Genomic DNA, 21095 nt, shown 5'->3' on the forward strand with positions numbered 1-21095 from the left:
AACCTTATTGCTTAGCCACAAATTGTGTGTTGTCATTTGACAATGTAAATGCCACACCACTTGTATCAATTGTTACTGTTTGCGGAGAGATTGGCATACCAGGGCCTACGCGAGCTGGACCATTTACAGCAATAACATCACCTTCATTAAGGCCCGATGTAACCGCACGTAATGCACCGTAACGCTCACCAGTAGTGATTAGTTTGTATTCAAGTACGTTGTTTTCACCAACCGTTAATACGAAGCGATTTTTTAAGTCGGTACCAATTGCACGTTCTGGGATAATAATCGCGTCGCTAATAGAATTTGCAGCCAGCTTTATACGTGCAAACGAGCCTGCGCGTAATTGGTTGCTGTCTTCATTAAATACTGCACGTACACGTAATGTACCTGTTGATGAATTAATTTGGTTATCAATAAAGTTAATGTAACCTTTGTATGCAAAATCGCTTTGACCCACTTTTTGCATTACAACAGTTTGCTGACTCGCAGCAGTAACATCATTAAAAGAGTGATTCCATGTGCGTTCATCAACATCAAAATAAGCGTACATTGCTTGGTTTGAAACAATTGACGTTAATACGCTTTGGCCCGCAAGTATGTTATTACCTTTGGTAATATTTGCGCGAGAAATAATGCCATCAATTGGTGATACAACTGACGTAAACTCTAAATCAAGCTCTGCTGATGTAAGCTGTGCTTGAAGTGCAGAAAGCTGTGCTTCGCGTTGGCGTAGTGTTGAAGTACGCGCTTGTGCTTGCTCAGTAGAAATTGCTTTACGGTCTAATAATCGTACCGCACGTTTGTCTTCACTTTTAGCTTGCTCTAGAGCGGCTTCAGCGCTGTTGATTTGCGCTTTTAAACTAGCAACCACAGCAGCAAATGGACGAGAATCTAATTGAAATAAAACATCGCCTTCTTTAACCACGTCGCCTTCTTTAAATTCAATGCTATCGATTATTCCCGACACACGCGGCATTAAAGCAACTTCTTGTGGAGACTCTAAACGAGTTGTATATGTGTGCCAGCTTTGTACTGGCTTAACAAGCACCTGTGCTACATCAATTGGTTGAAGTTGCTGTGCAGGTGCTGATTGAGCCGTGCTCTCATCAGCACAACCTGCTAGTGTTAAAGATGCCGCAGTAAGTGCTGCAGCAATTAGATGTTTGTTCATGAAGACGCTCCATTGTTGATTAGCCTCGCATAATACGGATTTAACCCGTGTGTAAAAACCATAGATTTTTAAATTCATTAATGCCAAAATGGCATCAATAGATTAGTTAAGGTGTAATAATGGATACAACAAGTCGACTTTTAATGTTACTTGAAGTGGTTGAGCAAGGCTCTTTTGCAAAAGCTGCAGAATTACGCAACATAGATCGCTCTGTTATATCTAAGCAAATTAGCCGTTTAGAGGATGAGCTAGGCGTTAGGTTACTTAACCGCACAACGCGTTCGTTTTCGCTCACAGCGGCGGGCGCCGAAATGATCAAAAAAGCCGCTGAGCTTAGAGAGTTGCTCGGCGAAACAGTACGCATGGCTGAAAACTACCATTTAGAGCCACGCGGGGTGTTAAAAATCACGTCATCAACATTGATTGGCAGGCGTTATTTGCAACCTGTACTTAATGATTTCCAAAAACGCTTTCCGCAAGTAGAAGTTGAACTGCGCTTAGACGATAGATTGGTTGATATCGTCTCTGAAGGGTTTGATTTAGCATTTCGTGTTGGTGAGCCAAAAGATTCATCCCTTATTGCACGTAAAATAGCGCGTAATCGCTTACTCATTGTTGCAGCACCAGAGTACATAGACACTTATGGTATGCCCAAAACAATGGAAGATTTAGCACAATTGCCAGCAGCAAGCTACGCCAGTAACTCTATTCGGATAGATGCAATAGATTACTACAACAGTAAAGGTGAGCCCTGCGAGCAAAAAATAAAAAGTGTGTTTAGAGCAAACGATGCAGAGTCATTACTGATGAAAACACTATCGGGCACCACTTACTTTGTCGCCCCTGCATTTATTATTGGTGATGAAATATCACAGGGTAAACTAGTGCCTTTATTAACTGATGTGAAACTCATGGAGTTTAGTGCGATGTATGCCGTGTATCCGCATCGAGATTTACCGGTAAGAACTCGGTTATTTTTTGATGCTGTACGCGAACATATAGGAAAAGATAAACCAATTTGGGAAAACGGGATCCCTAACTTCGAGCAAATGTACTAGGTAATGTATTAGGTAAGGTAACTTAAGCAACTACCGCCTCACAGTCGTGCTCTTTTTTAAGCTTACAATACACTTTATTACGACCAAATTGTTTTGCTTTGTATAACTGTTTATCCGCTTGGTTTACAAAGCTTTCCAATGAATTAGTACTTTTAAATTTTGCGATTCCAATACTCGTTGTAATATTGATAGCAAGGCCATCAATATCAAAAGTTGTATTTTCAAAACGTGCTCTTATTTGTTCAGCGGCGTCTAGTGCAGCCTCTTCATTTGCAAAAGAGCTAAATAAAGCAAACTCTTCACCGCCAACTCTAAATACGTACCCTCTGCCAAGTGCAACCCTTAGTAAAGTGGCCACTTCGACAAGTACTTGGTCACCCACGCCATGTCCGTGCTCGTCATTTACTTGTTTAAAAAAGTCTAAATCGAGTAAAAATAAATATAACTGTGACTTATCTTGTAGTTCTACTTCAAAGTAGTGGCTCATTGAAAGGCGATTACCTGTACCCGTTAATGGATCAAGTAACGCTAAATTTTTAAGTCGCTTTGAAAAATTCGAACGACTCCCTTCAAAAACATGAGATATCGCCCAAATACTAAAATAAGCACAAATTAAATTTAGGGATAAGTTAAAGGTTTCAAAGGGTGAAAGAGTAGATTTACTCCCTAAAATAAACACTTGGATAGCTAATAAAGTTGCAGAGAAAATTACACCATATTGTTTACCTAACAACAGGTAGTACAAAATAGGTAATGCAAACGACCATACAAATACACCGTTACGAGGAGATGCTAAAGCGGTAGCTAAAATAACAATAAACGTTACAAGTGCACACATCACAACGGATTGCCAAAACTGTAGTGGACAACGTGTAAGTGAAATATAAGTAAATATACAATAAATGGAAAAACAGATTTCGATATAGCCAAGCAGTGGAAAGTTATTTACGGTTAAATTAAGCCCCGCAAATCCAGCTGATAAAAAACCAAAACAAAGACACATCCCTCTAAGGACGTCTTTTCTTAATGATTTAGTGCTATTAAGAGCTGCGATATCCATTCTAATCACTTAACAAAAAATAAAAATTAAGTTTAACGGGAAAATATAATTTAACAAGCCTTGTCGATATAAAACCATGTAGATAAACCCTGTTATTACCTTTTTTTAGGATAATGTTATGCATTTTAGGGGCATGTTTGGCATTTTAGCTTCATCAAGCAACCTTAATAACTAGCCACCTAGCATAGATAAATTAGTCGTAATACCTGTATTACCTTGATGTAAAAGATGAGTTGGTTTTTTAGTTTTAATATAACGCGATAGCAATGCCATTAACTCACTATTAGAATTATCATTCATATATTCTCTTAGTGATATCCCCTCTTCAGAGAATAAACATAAATGCAGATTCCCTTTGGCTGTTACTCTTAACCTATTACAGGTACTACAAAAGTCATTGCTGTAAGGCATGATCAAACCAATTCTGCCTTGGTAATCAGGATGTGCAAACTCTTGAGCAGGACCTGCTGATGCACTACGCGCAACTTGCTGCCACCCCGTTTGTAATAACTGAGCTTTTAACACCTGACCAGAAACATGGTTAGCATCAAAAAAGGCTTTGTTATCGTTTGTTTGCATCAACTCAATAAAGCGAATAGTAACGGGGCGATGTTTAACCCAATTTAAAAACGTATCAAACTCTTGCGCGTTATATTGCTTCATAAGCACACTGTTTATTTTTACCGAATCAATCCCTGTTTCAATCGCGGTATCAATACCTTTCATTACTGAGGTAAATTTATCGTGCCCAGTAATAGTGTTAAACATGCGTGGGTCTAAGGTATCAATGCTTACATTAATTGCATTTAAGCCGGCATCTACCCAGTTATGAATGTTTTTATGGAGAGAAAAGCCATTGGTGGTCATTGCAATTTTTTTAATACCTGCAATATCTTTTGCGGCGCGAATAACATCTATAAAATCTTTACGTAAGGTGGGCTCTCCGCCAGTGATCCTTACTTTTTCAATACCATGGTGAGCAAATGCTTTAAGCGTATTACTAATTTCATTCACACTTAAAAAACCACGGTCACTCCCGCCTTGATAACCGTCGGGTAAACAATAAACACACTTAAAATTGCATACGTCAGTAATAGACAAACGCAAGTAACTAAACTCTCGCCCTGTTGGGTCGATTAGCATAAACAAACCTTAACTAATATCAATAAGCCATCACTACCTAAACTGCTTTAGTTATTGATATAAAATAATAATTACAAAAATACGTGTAATAGCTAAAGGAACCTTCTAAAACAGGCCCCTTTAACTATTTTAATTATGCTTTACGCATCCAAGCCTTTTTTAACTGCGCTTGGCTTCATTGGTAGGTCACGTAAACGCACACCTACGGCATTAAATACGGCATTACCTATGGCTGGCGCAACACCTATAACCCCAGGCTCACCTAAACCAACCGGAAACTCATCACTTTGTAAAAATTCAATGTCTATATCTGGTACATCTTGCATTCTTAGCGGTAAATAAGTATTAAAGTTAGTAGCCGATACTTGCCCATCTTTATACGTATTTGACTCGTGTAAAGCAAGGCTGCTGCCCCATAATAATGAGCCTTCAATTTGTGCCAATGCCCCATCAGGATGAATAATTAAGCCTGCATCTACAACAACATAAAGCTTTTTAAGCGTTATTTTACCACTATCACGGTTAACATGAACATGTGCTGCGGTTGCAAGCCAAGCTGGCATTGTGCGCTCTTGCCCCGAACTCACTGAAAAACCAATGCCTTCATCTTTCGCTAATTTAACAGAAGCGACTTTATCAGACACTGTTTTAAGTACATTACGTAAACGTAGCGCTCCACCAACACTCTCAGGTGCTTTACCTGCTTGCTTGCCTTTACCATCTAACATTTCGATTCTAAATTGAACCGGATCTTTGCCTTGCTTATGGGCAATTTCGTCAATAAACGACTCAAGGCTCCATGCAATCCAACCTGGTCCTACTGAGCGTAACCAGCCTGGAGTAAAGGTGCTTTGTGCAACTTCGTTATTAATAGCACGTGCTCGATGACTACTCATGCTATACCAATGATCGGCGCCCGATGCTGAAAACGCATCAAATTTACCTTTACCATCAACACCTGGAGCTAAAAACCCGGGTGCCATTGCTTTGGTAGGCCAACCTGCCGCAAATGCATGTTCCATTCCTGTGAAAGTGCCGTTTTTATCAAACGATGCTGTCATTTTTGCTGCAGATGCAGAGCGAGACTGATCAAATAAACTATCGTCCGCGCGTGTAAATACTAGCTTTACTGGTTTACCTACTGCTTTAGCAGTTAGGGCTGCCGGTACAGTCCAATCACCAAATAGTCGGCGACCAAAGCCACCGCCTAAATAATAAGGGCGAATAATTACTTTCTCTTGAGCTACTTCAAGTGCTTTTGCAATAGCGGGTAACGTAAGAGATTGCCATTGGTTCCCCGTATGAATAATCCAATTACCGTCTTTAAATTCGGCTAACGCATTGAGTGGCTCTAGCTGATAATGACTCGCTGTTGCTGTGGTATACATTGATTCTAACGATTCATTGGCATCGGCTTGGGTTTTCTTTATATCGCCGTCATCAACAAACAAAGTACCGGAGTCGCTTTGCTCGCACAATCGTTTACCTTCATTTTGAATATCAGCTTCAGATATATTTGCCGACTCACCCTTTTTATAACTCACCTTTAAAGCATCTACTGCTTTAATGGCACTTGGGTAGTTGTCCGCAAGAACAACAACCCAGCCTTGCACTGTGTTACTAGGGTCATTTAAAACTTCATAACCTTTGTAGCCTTTAATCGCTTTTGCTGCACTATCGTCAACATTTGTCACCGTACTGCCATAACGGGTTGGCGGTATTACTGGGCGCGCGTACAACATGCCTTCAACTTCTACATCTATCCCATATACTGCGGTGCCATTTGTTTTAGCCGGTATATCGAGCGCTTTAAAGTCTTGTTTAAGACCCGTTAAGTGACGTTTATTAGCTGATTTTAGTGGCAGGTTTGCAACTTCATCACTGGTAAATGTGCGATTAAACTCGCCTTTTTTAACAATGTCAGCGTAACTAACCGATTTATCACCCGATACAATATAACCTTTTTCAGCGTGGCATTTATCCGCAGCCATACCTAGCATTTTCGCGCCTGCGTCTATTAACGCAATTCTGCCCGCAGCACCCGCCTGCGACAGTGGCTTAAAGCTTTGGAACACTGACCACGAACCACCGGTAACCATGTAGCCCCATTTTTCGTGAGTATCTACGTAGGTAATTGATACTTTATCCCAATCACATTCAAGTTCATCAGCTACAATGCGCGCAAGTGCAGTACCGATATGTTGACCCATTTCAGCTTTAGCAATACTTACTTCTACGGCGCCATCGCTGCTCATAGTCCACCAAATAGTCGGTGAAAAAGCCTGTTGTGCAATTGATTCTTTTGCACTGAGCGAACCCGAAAACAACGCAGGGGCGAACGCCATAACTAAGCCCGCACTTGCAGTACCAATCATAAACGAGCGACGGTTTAAATTAACGGTTTCGCTATTTTTTTGAAATAATTTTTTCATTATCGGCTCCAGTTAAGCGTCTTGTGCATTTGGATCAAATATATTTACTACACTTTGTGACTCATCTGCAGCGCGTTGAATAGCAGTTTTAATACGCTTGTAAGCCATACAGCGGCAATAGTTGCCATTCATGTGGCTGACTATTTCTTCATCTGACGGGCTAGGGTTTGCAGCAAGTAATGTAGCAGCTTGCATTATTTGCCCCGATTGACAGTAACCGCACTGTGGTACTTGCTCTTCAATCCACGCTTTTTGAAGTGGGTGTTCGTTATTAAGTCCTTCAATTGTGGTAATGCTTTTACCCGCAATAGCGCCAATTGGTAGCACACATGAGCGAGTTGCTTGCCCATCTAAATGCACCGTACATGCACCACACATTGCAATACCGCAACCAAACTTCGTACCTTTTAATCCAATTTCATCACGAATAACCCATAACAATGGTGTATCTTCACTTGCGTGTGATTCAACCACCTTGCCATTAATTGTAAATGTCACCATAGCTTGCCCCTTGATTAAGCTTTATAACCTCAGTATTAGTTAATACTTTGGCTTTAACCGTTAAAATTGTTGTAACTACTCACTATAAAAACATCATTTACCGTGTAATACCCATTGTATTCACAGCTAAATACTTTAAACATAATCATAGTTACAACTGATATAATTCAATTACTTTTTGTGTACTTTTAATTCATGCTTAGCTATAAAATTACTCAGCTGCTGTTGTGTATCTATATCTACACTCGCACTACTTAAATTAATTGTATTGACGACTTCACTGCTGGAACGCAGTAATTGCTGTGCACCCTTATCTGAAGTTAAGCTTGTAAGCTTTGATAAATCAACCGCTGGGAATATAGCGGGTACACCTAAACGCTCGCCATAGTTTGCACACCAGCGCGTGGATTCACGTGTAAAACCTGTAACTAATGCAGCTAGATCCTGCGTTTTAAGCTCAACCTGATCGGCAAGCATAAATAAAATTCCATTATAAGCAGGGTGTTTAGATAGCGCTTGCGAAGCGACAGCAATTGAAACACCTAAGCCGTCATCCCACCGTTTGTTTTCAATAATATATATATTTGAATGCCCGCTGAGTGCTTGTACAACCTCTGCATGCCACTTTCCTGTAACTACATATACGGGTGAATCATCAAGCGCTTGCAGCACTTCAACCGCTCGCTCAATCATTGTTTGCCCTAAGCCCACATCGGCTATTAGCTTACAACCATCAAAACGAGATGATTGACCTGCTGCCAGCACTACTTTTGCAATTAGCACAGCTCTTGACCCCAATTACTTAACGACTGTGCATTTTTATTGCTAAGCACCGCATGTATTTCACTAATGAGCGAAAGCGCTATGCTCTCTGGCGAATCCCCACCTAAATTTAGCCCTACAGGACCAAACACAGGAGCCTTAATTTGTTCACGTTTTGTACTTGCATGCTCTAGTACCTGTTCGCGTCTGTGCTTAGGCCCAAGTAACCCTATATATTTAAAAGCAACATCAGCAAATTGACTGAGCGTAATTGCATCTAGTTCAACACTGTGAGCCATTAAAATAGCCGCATCTACTTTGTTTATTATGCAATATTCTTTTAACTCACTCGGCGTGATGCGCAAAATAGCATCTGCATTTTTAAAATATTGCCTTTTTGCATTTGCAGGGCGTGTGTCCCATACAGTTACACTCCAACCAAGCTGCTTTGCTAGAGCATAAACAGGCACTGCATCAGCGCCTCCACCTACTATTAGTAAATGAGGCGGCGGATAAATAGAGGTTTGCAGGCACGTAGCGCCTTGTAATTCTAGCAACTGCGCTTTGCGGTTCATCGATAAACCATGTGGCTCATCATTTTGCGTAAATACGCCACTACCGGCTGGCAAAATGGGGCTTACTTGTTGAAGGTACCGCCCTGGTTTATTCTCATTAAGTGCTTTAGAGACATGCTCTAACTGTAAATAGTCATTAGCCTTGTGAATGGGCTGCAGTAAAATGTGTACTATTCCCCCACAACCAATGCCTAGTTGAAATGTTAAATCGTCTTCATCGGTGGCATCATAACTAATGGTTTTACTTGTTAAAGTACTCATTACTTGTTTAGCATGGCGCTGTATGTCAGCTTCTAAACAGCCACCCGAAAGCATCCCTAAGCGCTCGCCTAGGCTAGAAATAAGCATCATAGCGCCTAGTTTTCTGTAGCTAGAGCCTTCTATTTTGTACAAAGTAGCTAAAACCCATTCTTGGTTGTCCCTATTGAGATACCAAGTGTTTAAGATACTTTTCAAATCTGTAACCATATATTGCCCTTTAAAAAGCATTTTTTGCGTTTAAAAACAAACCAGCCTAAAAAGCTAATTTAAAACTTAATAATTCACGCACAATTTAGTTTTCTATTATATCGTTTAAGGTTTCAATTAACTCATCAAATTGATCATTAACGCTTTGGCGTTGTTTATCATTTAGAGTTAGGTTTAATTCGTAGAGTAAATTTATATATAAATTTAAGTTTGCTTCATTGCTTTTCAATAGTGCGTCGCTCATATAAAGTTCGCGCTCTTCAATAACTGTACTTAACTGATTTATAAATTCTTTTTTTGTAATTTCAGCATTTGTAAATACCTGTTTGGCTGCATTCAAACGGTTTTTCTTGTACTCTAACCACAGCGCTCCTGAGTCTCGATGTTGTTCATTAGTAGATTTAATCAGCGCTTTTTGTTGTTTATTAAGCTTGCCTATCCACTGCTCGTAGTATTCAAATTGCTCTTCCAAACGCTCACTTTTTCGCTCAAGCGGGGTTTGTTCGTTAAACTCTTCGCGTTCGTCGTTAATTTTTATTTGGATATTGTTTAAAAGCTCACCTCTTTGCTCACTTGATAAGGTTGCTCCAAGCTCAGCTAAAGGCAGTTTTGCGTACCCAAGTAGGTTCTGCCAATGTTGTTTTGCAAGCACAACCTGTGTTTTTAATTGTTTAGCCTCCAATGTTTGGTTAAACAATACTTTTATATTTTGTATGTCTTGTCTGTAGGCGGGTAACTGGGTAGTTCGGTGCCAATTTTGTGTTGTTGTAATTATGTTTTTTAGCTGTGTATTTTGCTTTTTATTTAAATCAACATAATCGTCAACCCAAAACGATGAAAGCCAACTCAAATTATTGTAAGTAAAAGATGCCGAACAACTACATAAAAACAACATACTTACAGCAAGGCATATCTGTTTTAGTTTTTTTGCTTTGAAATTATTAAGCATAACCTTCTCTATTATTTAGATTGTGGCAAAGCTTCAAAACTTATTTGATAATAATTATCATTTAAGCATTGACTTGCATTTAGATCTAACTGATAATCGTTCGCACAAACACAGTGTAACGACCTCAGTGCCTACGGAAGAATATTCAGCAAGGATGCTGACACATTAAAAGAAGAGCGTGCCGCTTCGTGTTATTACTTACTCGACCCAAGTAATAACATCAAATATCACATTTACTTGCTACATTGCTCATATTAGTGACGGTTAATATGACTCAAAAAAGCCCTAACGGGCTTTTTTTATTTCTTTAAATTTTCTATAAAATCTGTATCTTACACTTCTTAAACTCGTTTACTTACCTTAAAAGTCCACCGCGCTATTATTTACATTTTATACGCACGATCTGATAAGGTATCGCCTTGCGTTTGCGCTAAAGCTGGCGTAAAACATAACAGTAGACACCCTTTTTTGCATCTATTTATAATAACCGATTTAGTCTCTGCTTAAATGCATTGAGTATTAAACGTTTAAAATGCGCAAATAGTGCAAAAATTTAATAATTTAGCATTTAACTAAAGTCTGTTTACCTTTCGGGATTAAAACTTGTTCTATTTAGGCGCTATTTAATCGCGGCAAGATATACTGGCCCTAAAACCTATCGTAACTATTACTAATTGGAGACATTAATATGTCACAGTTTAATTTGAAAGCACTCGTTCTTGCTGGCGTTTTACTTGCCAGCCCTTTCGCTCATGCAACATTAGAAGATGGCATAAGAGCAGCTAACGAAGGTGAATTTGCAGTCGCCCTAAAAGAGTTTCAATACCTTGCCGATAAAGGTTTTGCACCAGGAATTTACGAACTAGCTAAATTATACGAAGGTGGATACGGTGTAACACGCGATTACCGCAAAGCAGCTGCGCTTTATCAACAAGGCGTTAAAAAGAACCATCCGGATTCAATGTTTGCGTTAGCTGTTTTATACGACGAAGGTAAAGGCGTAAAGCTTGATCACCAAATGGCTGTTACCTTATTTGAAAAAGCAGCCAATAAAAACCTGCCTGCAGCTCAGTTTAATTTAGGTGTAATGTATTCCAATGGCGTGGGCGTTACGCGAGATTATGAAGCGGCACGCAACTGGTACGAAAAAGCAGCTGCAAACAATTACTCTTTAGCACAATTCAATTTAGCCCTCATGTATTTTGAAGGGCTAGGTATGCCAAAAGATTTAGAAAAGTCATACATTTGGAATACTATCGCTGAGTACAACGGCAATATGCAAGCGAGTCATAGCCGCAAACTTGATGAGCGTAAAATGCTGCCTAAAGAAATTGAAGAAGCTAAAGAAAAGGCCGATGCCATTTATGCAAAAATACAAGTGGGTACTTATGCTGGCGAAGGTCGCTTATTTTAAAGTCTTATTTTAAAGTTTAAGAGTTTAAGACCTTAGTTTGAAACTAATCTAAAAAGGCTGAATTACATAACGTAATTCAGCCTTTTTAATATCTTGATTTAGCAAGTTAAAAATCTATTCAACTTTACAAAATCAACATACTCTTATTTTATGTAAAGCCACTTTAGTAGCTTAATAAGAAGTTTGCTTTGTTTTAGCAGCATAACAATACGAGGATTAAACGAGCCCGATACTAACGTGTTTTTAGCATGGCTAAACGTTAAAAACCCTTCTATGCCATGATAATGCCCCATTCCTGAATGCCCTACACCACCGAAAGGGGCATCGTCAGCAGTTACTTGCACTAACGTATCGTTTATCGCCACAGTGCCACTGATTGTTTGCTTCATAATGTATTCTTGAGCGTGCTTATCTTGCCCTAAAATATAAAGCGCTAACGGGTGGTGATGGGCTTTAATATAGTCAATTGCGCTGTCGAGCTTGTCATAACTCATTATTGGTAGTATTGGGCCAAATAGCTCATCTTGCATAAGCTGCATTTCGTCAGTAACTTGAGTCACTAAGTGCAGCCCCATACGATGTTTTTGCTCATCTTGCTGGTTTTGCTCAAGTGGCTTAATAATGTTTGCGCCAAGCTCTTGGGCTTGCTCTAAATAGGTTGCTAAACGTTTATAGTGTGCATCGCTAATAATAGAAGTTAAGTTTTTACCTTCAACACCGTCTTTAAAGTGCTTTTTATAAAGCTCGCATAATTGCTGAACCAACTGATGCTCAAGCTCTTTGGGTACAAATACGTAGTCGGGAGCAACGCATATTTGCCCTGCGTTGGCCATTTTTCCAAACAGTAAAGCTTGCGCCGCTTTTTTAATATCGGCATTTTGCATAATAATAACTGGCGATTTACCACCGAGTTCGAGCGTTACTGGTGTTAAATTACGGCTCGCTGAAGCCATTACTAATTTACCAACGGCCGATGACCCCGTAAATAATAAATGAGCAAATGGCAGTGATGAAAACTGCGCGGCTACGTCGCTACCGCCTTGTATTATTTTGCAATGCGTTTGCATGTCGTCTTTAAATATTTTTTCGATAACGACGTTTGTGTGAGGTGTAAACTCGCTTAATTTGAGCATCACTCTATTACCGGCAGCTATGGCGGTAAGCACAGGTACTAACGCTAACTGAATCGGGTAATTCCACGGTGCAATAATACCAACCACACCTTTAGGTTGGTAATTAACACTTACTTTTGAAGGCCACAAGCTTAAACCTACAGAGCGATTACTTGGCTTTGCCCATTTTGGCAGCTTTTTGATAATGTGCGCGAGTGTTTGAACCGTAGGCAATATATCGCCAAGTAGAGTATCGAAAGCGGTTCTGTAACCAAAGTCTTTTGAAGCAGCATCCACTAGCTCTTGCTCAAGTTCAACAATACGTACACGGAGTTTTTTTAATAAAACGAGACGTTTATCAATTGGCAAATAAGGTGTTTCGAGAAAGCTTTTTTGCAATTCATCAAATTGGGGAATTAAAGGCATTGCCTGTGATGTGTCGGTGCTCAAAATAGATTACTCGATTTTTAAAGTTACCGCAGACTATAACCTTGTTCTGTTTTTCGAGCAATAACACTAATTATCTAAAAAAGAGCTTCTTGAGCAATATAAATAAGTATAAAGAGTAGCTTTGTTTAAAACTGTAAATATAAACAAAGCTACTGGTTGGAACTAATTTAGTATAGCTTTAAAAGCCAAATACTTGCGCTGCGATAGTCATTGTCACTAGCGTAATTAATACAATGGCGACAATATTTAGCACAAAGCCGGCTCTTATCATGTCGCGCATTTGAATTTGCCCTGAGCCAAACACAATAGCGTTTGGTGGTGTCGCTACCGGCATCATAAACGCACAACTACACGCTATAGCTGCAGGAATAACCCAAACCAAAGGCGAACCTGTTATAGACTCTGCAACGGGTCCTAACAAAGGAAGAAAGCCAGCTGCAGTCGCTGTATTACTCGTGATCTCAGTTAAAAATGTAATTAATGCCACTACAACAAGTACACTCATAACAAGTGGAATGGCACTAGCGCCTTCAATTAGGTGAGCAATAAATTCAGCAAGCCCTGATGACTTAATTTGAGATGCAAGTGTAAGCCCGCCACCAAATAATAATAAAACGCCCCACGGCACTTTAGCTGCGCTTTCCCAATCAAGAATACGTTCGTCACTGCCTTTGTTTGCAGGCAAAACAAATAGTAATAATGCGGCGGCAATCGCAATACCCGTATCAGAAATTTTAAGCCCTGTTATGTCGCCAAGTATAGGTCTAAATATCCAACACAGTGCTGCTAAAACAAACACAAATAACACGCCTTTTTCGGCGCGTTGCATTATACCTAGGTTTTTTAGCTGCGTTGAAAACACCGCTTTTGTATCAATTTTTTGATCGTTTTTAACATTAGCATCTACTTTATACGCAAATTTGGTAAGCCAAACCCAACTAATAATAAGCATACTTAAAGACAGTGGTACGCCTACAATCATCCACTGAGCAAAGCCTATTTCAATTTGGTAACTGTCAGATAGGTATGCAGCCATTAATGCATTAGGCGGTGTACCAATTAAAGTAGCAATACCACCAATGCTTGCACCATAAGCAATTGATAGTAGCAATGCTTTGCCAAACCCTTCATTACTTGGGTCTGATTGCTTAACCAAATTGGTAATTGAAAGTGCAATAGGTAGCATCATTACGGCTGTTGCGGTATTAGACATCCACATCGACAAAAATGCAGTTACAAGCATCATTGCTAAAATTTGCAAACTTGGCTTTTTACCCGCATATAACATGGTGCTAAGCGCTATACGTTTATGTAACCCCCATCGCTCCATAGCGATAGAGATTAAAAATCCGCCTAAAAATAAAAATATTAGTGGGTGCGCATACGGTGCAGCCACACTTTTTATAGCTTCTATATCAGCAAGTGGTGATATTACCAAAGGGAGCAAAGCTGTTGCTGGAATTGGCACTACTTCACTTACCCACCACGATGCCATCCAAAATGCTAAGCCTGCTGTTTTAAATGCAGCAACCGACATACCCTCAGGTGGGTTTACTAGACAGGTAAGCAACATAACGCTTGGGCCCAGTAATAGCCAAAACCATTGCATACTCTGTTTTTTAGGAGAATTGTTTTTTAAAATTTGTTGAGTCATTACTTTTCCTAAAATTTATATTTAAGGCCAAGAGCAACACTGCTGTCGTCTTGTTCTTCTAAATTAAGATCGGTATATAAAAGATAAGCTGTAGTTTGCTTATCAAATACATAATCAAGGCCTGTGCTCCATTGCGTTGCCTCAGATGCTTGACGAAGAGTTGAGTCATCTTTAGCAAATTGAATTTTTGGCACCCACTTATCAAGTGTATAACTGGCACTTAATACGTAACCATTGCCCGACTTACTGCCATCTACTGATTCTGAATGCTGGTACAGCGCACCAAGTTGTAATTGTTCGAACTTATAAACACCGGCAATTCTACTTGCAGTAATATTATTAAGTGAATCAACATGGCTTAACGATAAGTAATATGAAGTACTTTTTAAATTACGATCACCATAAATAAGCGTAGCAGCAAAGCCTGCTTTATCGTCTTTATTGTCATCTTTTGGCGCATAAGTAAACGAAAACTGCGTATTATGCCAATAGTTTGAGGTGTAAGTTATAGTATCACCGAGGCGGTCTTGGCCTGCTATAACCTGTGCCATATCGGCTTGAGTTTCGTTAAAGTTATCGAGTTTACCTTCAGAATATTTAAAACGAGTGTCGTTACGACCTACAACAACTTCACCAAACGCGCCTTTTAAACCTAAATAAGTATTACGTGCAGTAAAAGGCTCTTGCGTATCATCTTCTTCAAAACCTTTAACTTGTACCTCATATTTAAAAACAGCACTTAAATATTCGTTAAGTTTATGATCGCCCTTAATACCAATACGCGAGTATGGCGCTTCAATTTGAGTACCCTCTTCGGCATAACGCATTATGCCCGTATCAGTACTGGCAATTTGTACTTCAGCTTTACCGTATACAGCGTACTCTGCAGCAAAAGATGTGTGTGAAAATGTAGCTAAGCAACCATAGGATAGAAATAAAATACAGGTGTGTGTAGTTTTTGTCATCGTGTGCCCTAATTATTAGAATCTACTTGTTGTAGCGCTAATAAGGCAACTTTACTGCCAAGTGTATAAAAGCAATCTATTTCAATAACTTACTAAAACAAATCGTTTGATTTAAATAAAAACGTGTGAATTACCACACATAAGAAAGTAGGTCCTGTCACCAAACCCACACATTTAGTCAGTAAACATATCTCTATTAAGATTGTATTTACTCATTTTATCGTAAAGTGTTTTACGAGCAATTTGCAGTGTTTCCATGGTGTTTTTAATACTGCCGTGGTTTTGCTCAAGCGCGTACTCAATAAGTGACTGCTCATAAAAAGAGACTTTTTCAGATAAGCTTAAATCGGGAGATAAGCCACCTAATTTTTGTGTTTTAACTTCAGCAAAGGCAAGTTCGGCACCAAGTAATACAGCTCGCTCTGCTTGATTTCTTAGCTCTCTCACATTGCCCGGCCAGTCATAGGCAACTAACCGCTGTTGTATTTCGTAATTTACTGCCGCCGGCGGCTTATGATAGCGAGTTGCAGCAATAGAGCTAAAGTGTTTAAACAAAAGTAATATGTCAGCTTTTCGCTCTCGTAATGGCGGAATATTAACGTTAACCAAACTAAGTCTGTAGTATAAATCAGCTCTAAAATCACCCTTTTCAACTAACGCAAGTAAGTCTACTTTTGTAGCTGCAACAATTCTGATGTTTAAATCAATTGCTTTGTTATCGCCTACAGGTGTTACTTTTCGCTCTTCTAATACGCGTAATAACTTAACTTGCAGTGCCATTGGAGTGCTTTCTATTTCATCTAAAAAGACCGTACCACCTTGTGCATATTCAAACTTACCTTTTCGACTTTGAGTAGCCCCTGTATATGCACCACTTGCTGCACCAAACAATTCGCTTTCTATTAACTGCTCTGGTACTGCGCCACAATTAATAGCAACAAAATTACAGCTAGAGCGATTACTCTGATCGTGTAGATACCGCGCTACAAGTTCTTTACCTGTGCCAGTTTCACCTTCAATCATTACATCGGTTGGGGTATCTATAATTGTGTTTAATAAGTGCATCATGTGTTGCATTTTAGGTGTGTCACCTAGTATGCGTACACCTGGGGCTGAGGTTTTCTGTACAGCCACTTTTAATGCGCGGTTCTCCATAACAAGGCTTCGTTTGTCGCACGCTCGTGCTATGCAATCAAGAAGATGTTCGTTAACTGGTTTTTCAAATAAATCATACGCACCTAATTGCATCGCTTTAACTGCTATCGATACATCAGCGTAACCAGTTAAAAATATTACAGGGAGCTCACTATCAAAAGCCGTTATTTGCTCTAAAAGCGTTAGGCCATCCATGTTCGGCATATTTATATCGCTCAGCACAACTCCAGCAAAGCGCCTATTGAGTTTGCTAAGAGCGGTGCTTGCGTCATTAAAACACTCAACGGTGTATCCTTCGAGAGTGAGCAATTGCTTTAAAGAGTCTCTGATCATTGCTTCATCATCAATGACTATTATGTGATTACATGGGGAGCTATCAATCATCTTTATTTTCCTGCCTGTTAGAGAGGCTAATTATAAATTCAGCCCCGCCTTCAACTCGATTGTGCGCGCTCAAACAACCATTAAACGAATCTATTATTTGTTTTGATATAGATAAACCAAGGCCTAAACCTTTACTTGATTTAGTACTATAAAAAGGTTCAAACAAATTACCAAATGCATGTTGCTCAATACCAGAGCCAGTATCTAAAATCGACAGTTTTACTCGCTCTTCAAAACACTCCAGCTGAAAACTTAAGTTACGAATAATTGCACCATTCATAGCTTGGCTAGCATTAGTAATTAAATTAACAAGTACTTGTTCAAATTTAAGCGAATCGACCCACACAACGACTGTTTCATCAAAATGAGGTGGCTCTACTTGTACGTTATCTTGCTTTAACTGCGCGCTAGAAATCATTAATGCGTTATTAACAAGCCCTGCAAGAGGGTAAGGTCTGAGCTGCATTTTTGAAGGTTTACTAAAATGCTTTAACTGACCTACAATTTGGTGCACTCGATTAACTAATCCCTCAATCACTACTAAGCTTTCACCAAGTGCTGAAGTATTTCCTTTAGCTAATAAACGCTTTGCCGAAGCTAAATAAGTATTAATAGCACTGAGCGGCTGGTTTATTTCGTGGTTGATTCCTGCACTTAGCTGTCCTATTGTCGCAAGCTTTGCAGATTGAACTAAAGCCGTTTGTACTTTTTCCAAAGCTTGAGTGCGCTCAAGGACTTCAAGTTCAAGGCTATGTCTGGAGTACACCAGTTTTTTATAGCCCGCAAAACGAGTTAATAAAATATAACTAACAATAATAACTAAACTACAGATAATAAATACCCAAAATAAGCGAGGCAGTTGAGCTGAATTAACTTTTGTTATATCAACGAGTACGTTCATTGTGGCATTAAAATATCGTAAAGGTCTTTGCGACATTACGTAAAGTTTTTTATCTATTTTTAAATGTTTAATACCTTCATTAGAAAATTGAAACTGCTTAATATACAAAGGCTGATGATCTAAATAAGCCCGACGAGATTTAATATCTCTGCGCATAGTTATATCAAGTTCAGTGAAGCTGTTTAATCGCCACGTTTGCATATCTGACATTGCAATTACCTCATCTGCAAGCTGCAAAAAAAAGTGACTACCCTTTGAAGTATTTAGAAGCTCTCTGTCATCCTCAAATTTACTTACATTCACTTTTAACACAACAACACCAATGGCTTTATTGTCGCGATATACTGCTTGTGAAAAGTAAATACCACGCTCTTTAGAGCGCATGCCTAATGCAAAGTACGCTACTTTTTCGCCTGCAAATGCACGTTTGAAATAAGGTCTAAACGCAAAGTTGCTACCTAAAAAAGTATAATCTGCTTGCCAATTACTACTGGCAATAACTTCGCCTTGAGTATTTAGAACAAAAATATCTGAGGCACCACTGGCTTGTTGAATATCAGCAAGGTAGTTATTAATAGCGTTATAGTGCTGTGGCTGCGCATCTACAAAGTCTATCATTAACGAGTTATAGGTAAGTAACTGGGGAATAGCAGAAAAACGAGCAAGCTCAGTATCAATATAGTTATTTAATTGCGTAACTTGGCGCTCAGCCTGGTAGGTTGCTTGCTCAACATCATGAGAACGACCAAGCCAAAACGTAACAACTAATATAAGTACGAGTAACACACAAACAGTAATGATTTTTTTAGAAAAAGAAAACATGAAGAACTCGCAAAAAATAGCCAAGAAAATTTTAGGGCGCTAGTGTAACGGCTAATCTCTAGCAGAGATATAAACTTTTTGTTAACAACAGTTTTAAAGTGTTTAAAAACAAAAATCGCCGTAAACAACTATGTTTACAGCGATCTGTTTAGCATTAAATTAAAAAAAATTAATTTGTAGCTAATGTTGATCTATTTTTAACATATTTATATAAGCCAATTAACGACGCTGCAATCCAAAATATCTCGATTACAAAGCTCGCTAAATTAAAGTTATAACAAAGGCTAATTAACAGTAAAATTGCCCCTGTTAAATTCATCATATTATACGTTAAGCTAGCTGGAGATGTTTTACCTAGCTGCAGTAAAAAAAATGAACCAACTACTAAAAAAGTACCTGTCATGCCTATGATGTCAAATAAGAGTGCTATCACGAAACTATCCTTTATCCATTTTTAAATAACCCAATAAACTGGCCCGATCCATGGGGAGGGTATTTTTTCATTCATTGAAACAGCAAACCGGGCGATTCTATCAATATGGTAAATTCTAACAAGGCCATATGTCCGCATGCACAAGGCTTTATACTTATTCGCTTAATTAAGTATTATTGCGGTTTAGTATTACTTCATATACCTTATTTAAAGGTTACTTTGCCGCCAATTATTTTATAGGCCGGCGCACCGCGAATAATCGCTTCTCGGGCAAATGGCCGGCTACAGTTAGGGCAAATACAAGCCTCTGTTGTAAAGTCTTGGCTAATACGCTCTTTAAAGCACTTAATTAATGTTCCTTTTCCCCCTTTTCGATATTTAAATAAAGAGGCTTTACAAGCAGAGCAAAAAATATCAACCGTTTTAGTAGGGCCTTTTTTGTTGGGTTTTGCCATTACGTCCTGCGGTATTATATAAAGAGTAATTAGCAATTATATCAGTTTAGATGGGTAAAGGTTACCACCTCTGACTTAGAATTTAGATACGGCAGACTTAATCTATAAAGCCCCATTACATATAACCTTTATAAAATAAACACATCCTAATCTTTAAAAAAGAAGCGGTTTAATTGAGATGACAATACATTCATATTAAAAGGTTTGACTATAAACCCTGATACCTTAGCTGCAATAACTTGCTTAACTTTATCTGTACTGTCTTCACAAGTAACCATTAAAACGGGAATATCAGCGAGTTCTTTATCTTTTCGAATGTTAGTAAGTAAACTAACGCCATCCATTTTTGGCATATGAAGGTCAGTAATAACCAAATCGAAATGTTGATTACGCAGAAATACCAAAGCTTGCAATCCATCAGTTGCTTCAACGATATTGCTATACTCTAGTTTTCTAAGCATATTAATTAATACGTGTCGCATGAGTGGCATATCATCAACAACTAATATTCTCATTAGTTTCTTTACCAAATTGTATAAATGGGATTATATAAAACTACTCTACTCGTAGATAAGGATCAAATTTGGATTTGCTGATTATTTAAATCTTACGGCCATATCCCTAAAATGAGCCCCATTAACGAAAATTGTAAAATATGGTACCCCCCGTTAATTAAAAAAAGCTTTAGAGGGCGTTGCTCAAATATATAACTCAATCCTAATGAACTGCCAATCCAAAAAAAGCCAATAATAAAGCCAGTCCCTATACTTTCACCTAAGCTTGCGTCTTTACCTAAAAAAAGAGACAGCATTAAAGCCGCTATAAACACTAAGAAAAAGCTGCCGCCAAATATCAACTTAGGATTAGCCGATTGTAAATCCAGATCAGTTAAGCCAATACTTTCTAGCCATGCATTTTTAAAGAGAGCTTTTGAATACCATATACCGCCAAGCATAAAAGAAGACAGTGCAGCCACTAGTATCGCAAAATAATCTACATCTAAAAGGTTCATACAAACAGCCGTATACAAAAAGTGTAATACCGTTTGGTATTAAATATTAACGGTATAAAGATACTCCCAATGTAGTTATAAATAGGGGATTGAGCCAGGGTAAGATTACGTAAGCTCAATAAATAAGCTGTAAAACTTTATCTGCATAATCAGTATCGAGTGCAGCTTTGAAACGCTTAGCTTTCAGACCTTTTTTACAGCTTTTTTCAAGTTTCA

General features: G+C 38.8%; 19 protein-coding genes. 2 read left to right on the forward strand and 17 right to left on the reverse strand.

Going from position 1 to position 21095, the window contains the following annotated elements; genetic code table 11:
* Nucleotides 1–4 precede the first annotated feature (4 nt).
* Nucleotides 5–1174 (reverse strand): efflux RND transporter periplasmic adaptor subunit, encoded by a 1170-nt coding sequence (locus tag I6F48_RS19410; protein WP_166420064.1) that lies wholly within the window; start codon nucleotides 1172–1174, stop codon nucleotides 5–7.
* A 119-nt stretch (nucleotides 1175–1293) separates the two neighbouring features.
* On the opposite strand from I6F48_RS19410, the gene I6F48_RS19415 reads away from it, so the two are divergent.
* Complete coding sequence (locus I6F48_RS19415) at nucleotides 1294–2232, forward strand: LysR family transcriptional regulator (protein ID WP_165729475.1); 939 nt, start codon at nucleotides 1294–1296, stop codon at nucleotides 2230–2232.
* A gap of 22 nt (nucleotides 2233–2254) precedes the next feature.
* Here the strand turns inward: I6F48_RS19415 and I6F48_RS19420 are convergent, their stop codons facing one another.
* From I6F48_RS19420 to I6F48_RS19450, 7 genes are all read right to left on the reverse strand, one after another.
* Nucleotides 2255–3292 (reverse strand): GGDEF domain-containing protein, encoded by a 1038-nt coding sequence (locus I6F48_RS19420; RefSeq protein ID WP_166420062.1) that lies wholly within the window; start codon nucleotides 3290–3292, stop codon nucleotides 2255–2257.
* Nucleotides 3293–3463: 171 nt separating this feature from the next.
* Complete coding sequence (moaA, locus tag I6F48_RS19425) at nucleotides 3464–4435, reverse strand: GTP 3',8-cyclase MoaA (RefSeq protein WP_166420061.1); 972 nt, start codon at nucleotides 4433–4435, stop codon at nucleotides 3464–3466.
* A 140-nt stretch (nucleotides 4436–4575) separates the two neighbouring features.
* Complete coding sequence (locus tag I6F48_RS19430; protein WP_197120106.1) at nucleotides 4576–6867, reverse strand: xanthine dehydrogenase family protein molybdopterin-binding subunit; 2292 nt, start codon at nucleotides 6865–6867, stop codon at nucleotides 4576–4578.
* Between the two features lie 12 nt (nucleotides 6868–6879).
* A complete protein-coding gene (locus I6F48_RS19435) occupies nucleotides 6880–7368 on the reverse strand; it encodes a (2Fe-2S)-binding protein (protein WP_166420059.1) in 489 nt (162 codons plus the stop codon).
* Nucleotides 7369–7539: 171 nt separating this feature from the next.
* Complete coding sequence (locus I6F48_RS19440) at nucleotides 7540–8151, reverse strand: nucleotidyltransferase family protein (protein WP_197120107.1); 612 nt, start codon at nucleotides 8149–8151, stop codon at nucleotides 7540–7542.
* Nucleotides 8145–9173, reverse strand: a complete 1029-nt coding sequence (locus tag I6F48_RS19445) for an XdhC family protein (protein ID WP_197120108.1) — start codon at nucleotides 9171–9173, stop codon at nucleotides 8145–8147. The genes I6F48_RS19440 and I6F48_RS19445 overlap by 7 nt, the downstream gene beginning before the upstream one ends.
* A gap of 85 nt (nucleotides 9174–9258) precedes the next feature.
* A complete protein-coding gene (locus I6F48_RS19450; protein WP_024593161.1) occupies nucleotides 9259–10122 on the reverse strand; it encodes a DUF6279 family lipoprotein in 864 nt (287 codons plus the stop codon).
* 688 nt (nucleotides 10123–10810) lie between these two features.
* On the opposite strand from I6F48_RS19450, the gene I6F48_RS19455 reads away from it, so the two are divergent.
* On the forward strand, nucleotides 10811–11536 hold the full coding sequence (locus I6F48_RS19455; protein WP_007582012.1) for a tetratricopeptide repeat protein: 726 nt from the start codon (nucleotides 10811–10813) through the stop codon (nucleotides 11534–11536).
* 143 nt (nucleotides 11537–11679) lie between these two features.
* Here I6F48_RS19455 and I6F48_RS19460 read toward each other — a convergent pair whose 3' ends face one another.
* From I6F48_RS19460 to I6F48_RS19500, 9 genes are all read right to left on the reverse strand, one after another.
* Nucleotides 11680–13098: a coniferyl aldehyde dehydrogenase gene (locus tag I6F48_RS19460; RefSeq protein WP_197120109.1), complete on the reverse strand. Its 1419-nt coding sequence runs from the start codon at nucleotides 13096–13098 to the stop codon at nucleotides 11680–11682.
* 178 nt (nucleotides 13099–13276) lie between these two features.
* Nucleotides 13277–14752 (reverse strand): SLC13 family permease, encoded by a 1476-nt coding sequence (locus I6F48_RS19465; RefSeq protein ID WP_197120110.1) that lies wholly within the window; start codon nucleotides 14750–14752, stop codon nucleotides 13277–13279.
* 8 nt (nucleotides 14753–14760) lie between these two features.
* Nucleotides 14761–15717 (reverse strand): porin, encoded by a 957-nt coding sequence (locus I6F48_RS19470; protein WP_197112693.1) that lies wholly within the window; start codon nucleotides 15715–15717, stop codon nucleotides 14761–14763.
* A gap of 174 nt (nucleotides 15718–15891) precedes the next feature.
* The gene (locus I6F48_RS19475) at nucleotides 15892–17256 is read right to left on the reverse strand and encodes a sigma-54-dependent transcriptional regulator (RefSeq protein ID WP_197120111.1); all 1365 of its coding nucleotides are present in this window, start codon (nucleotides 17254–17256) and stop codon (nucleotides 15892–15894) included.
* A complete protein-coding gene (locus I6F48_RS19480) occupies nucleotides 17249–18979 on the reverse strand; it encodes a sensor histidine kinase (protein ID WP_024593156.1) in 1731 nt (576 codons plus the stop codon). The genes I6F48_RS19475 and I6F48_RS19480 overlap by 8 nt, the downstream gene beginning before the upstream one ends.
* Nucleotides 18980–19148: 169 nt before the next feature.
* A complete protein-coding gene (locus tag I6F48_RS19485; protein WP_010553937.1) occupies nucleotides 19149–19412 on the reverse strand; it encodes a CBU_0592 family membrane protein in 264 nt (87 codons plus the stop codon).
* Between the two features lie 203 nt (nucleotides 19413–19615).
* The gene (locus tag I6F48_RS19490) at nucleotides 19616–19867 is read right to left on the reverse strand and encodes a hypothetical protein (protein WP_165729466.1); all 252 of its coding nucleotides are present in this window, start codon (nucleotides 19865–19867) and stop codon (nucleotides 19616–19618) included.
* Between the two features lie 146 nt (nucleotides 19868–20013).
* Nucleotides 20014–20382, reverse strand: a complete 369-nt coding sequence (locus tag I6F48_RS19495; RefSeq protein WP_024593155.1) for a response regulator — start codon at nucleotides 20380–20382, stop codon at nucleotides 20014–20016.
* 92 nt (nucleotides 20383–20474) lie between these two features.
* Entirely contained in the window at nucleotides 20475–20879 is a 405-nt protein-coding gene (locus I6F48_RS19500) for a DUF1761 domain-containing protein (RefSeq protein WP_024593154.1), read from the reverse strand.
* Nucleotides 20880–21095 lie beyond the last annotated feature (216 nt).

Origin of the sequence: Pseudoalteromonas sp. SWYJ118 (genome assembly GCF_015864505.1) — a bacterium.
In the GTDB taxonomy this organism is placed as follows: domain Bacteria; phylum Pseudomonadota; class Gammaproteobacteria; order Enterobacterales; family Alteromonadaceae; genus Pseudoalteromonas; species Pseudoalteromonas arctica.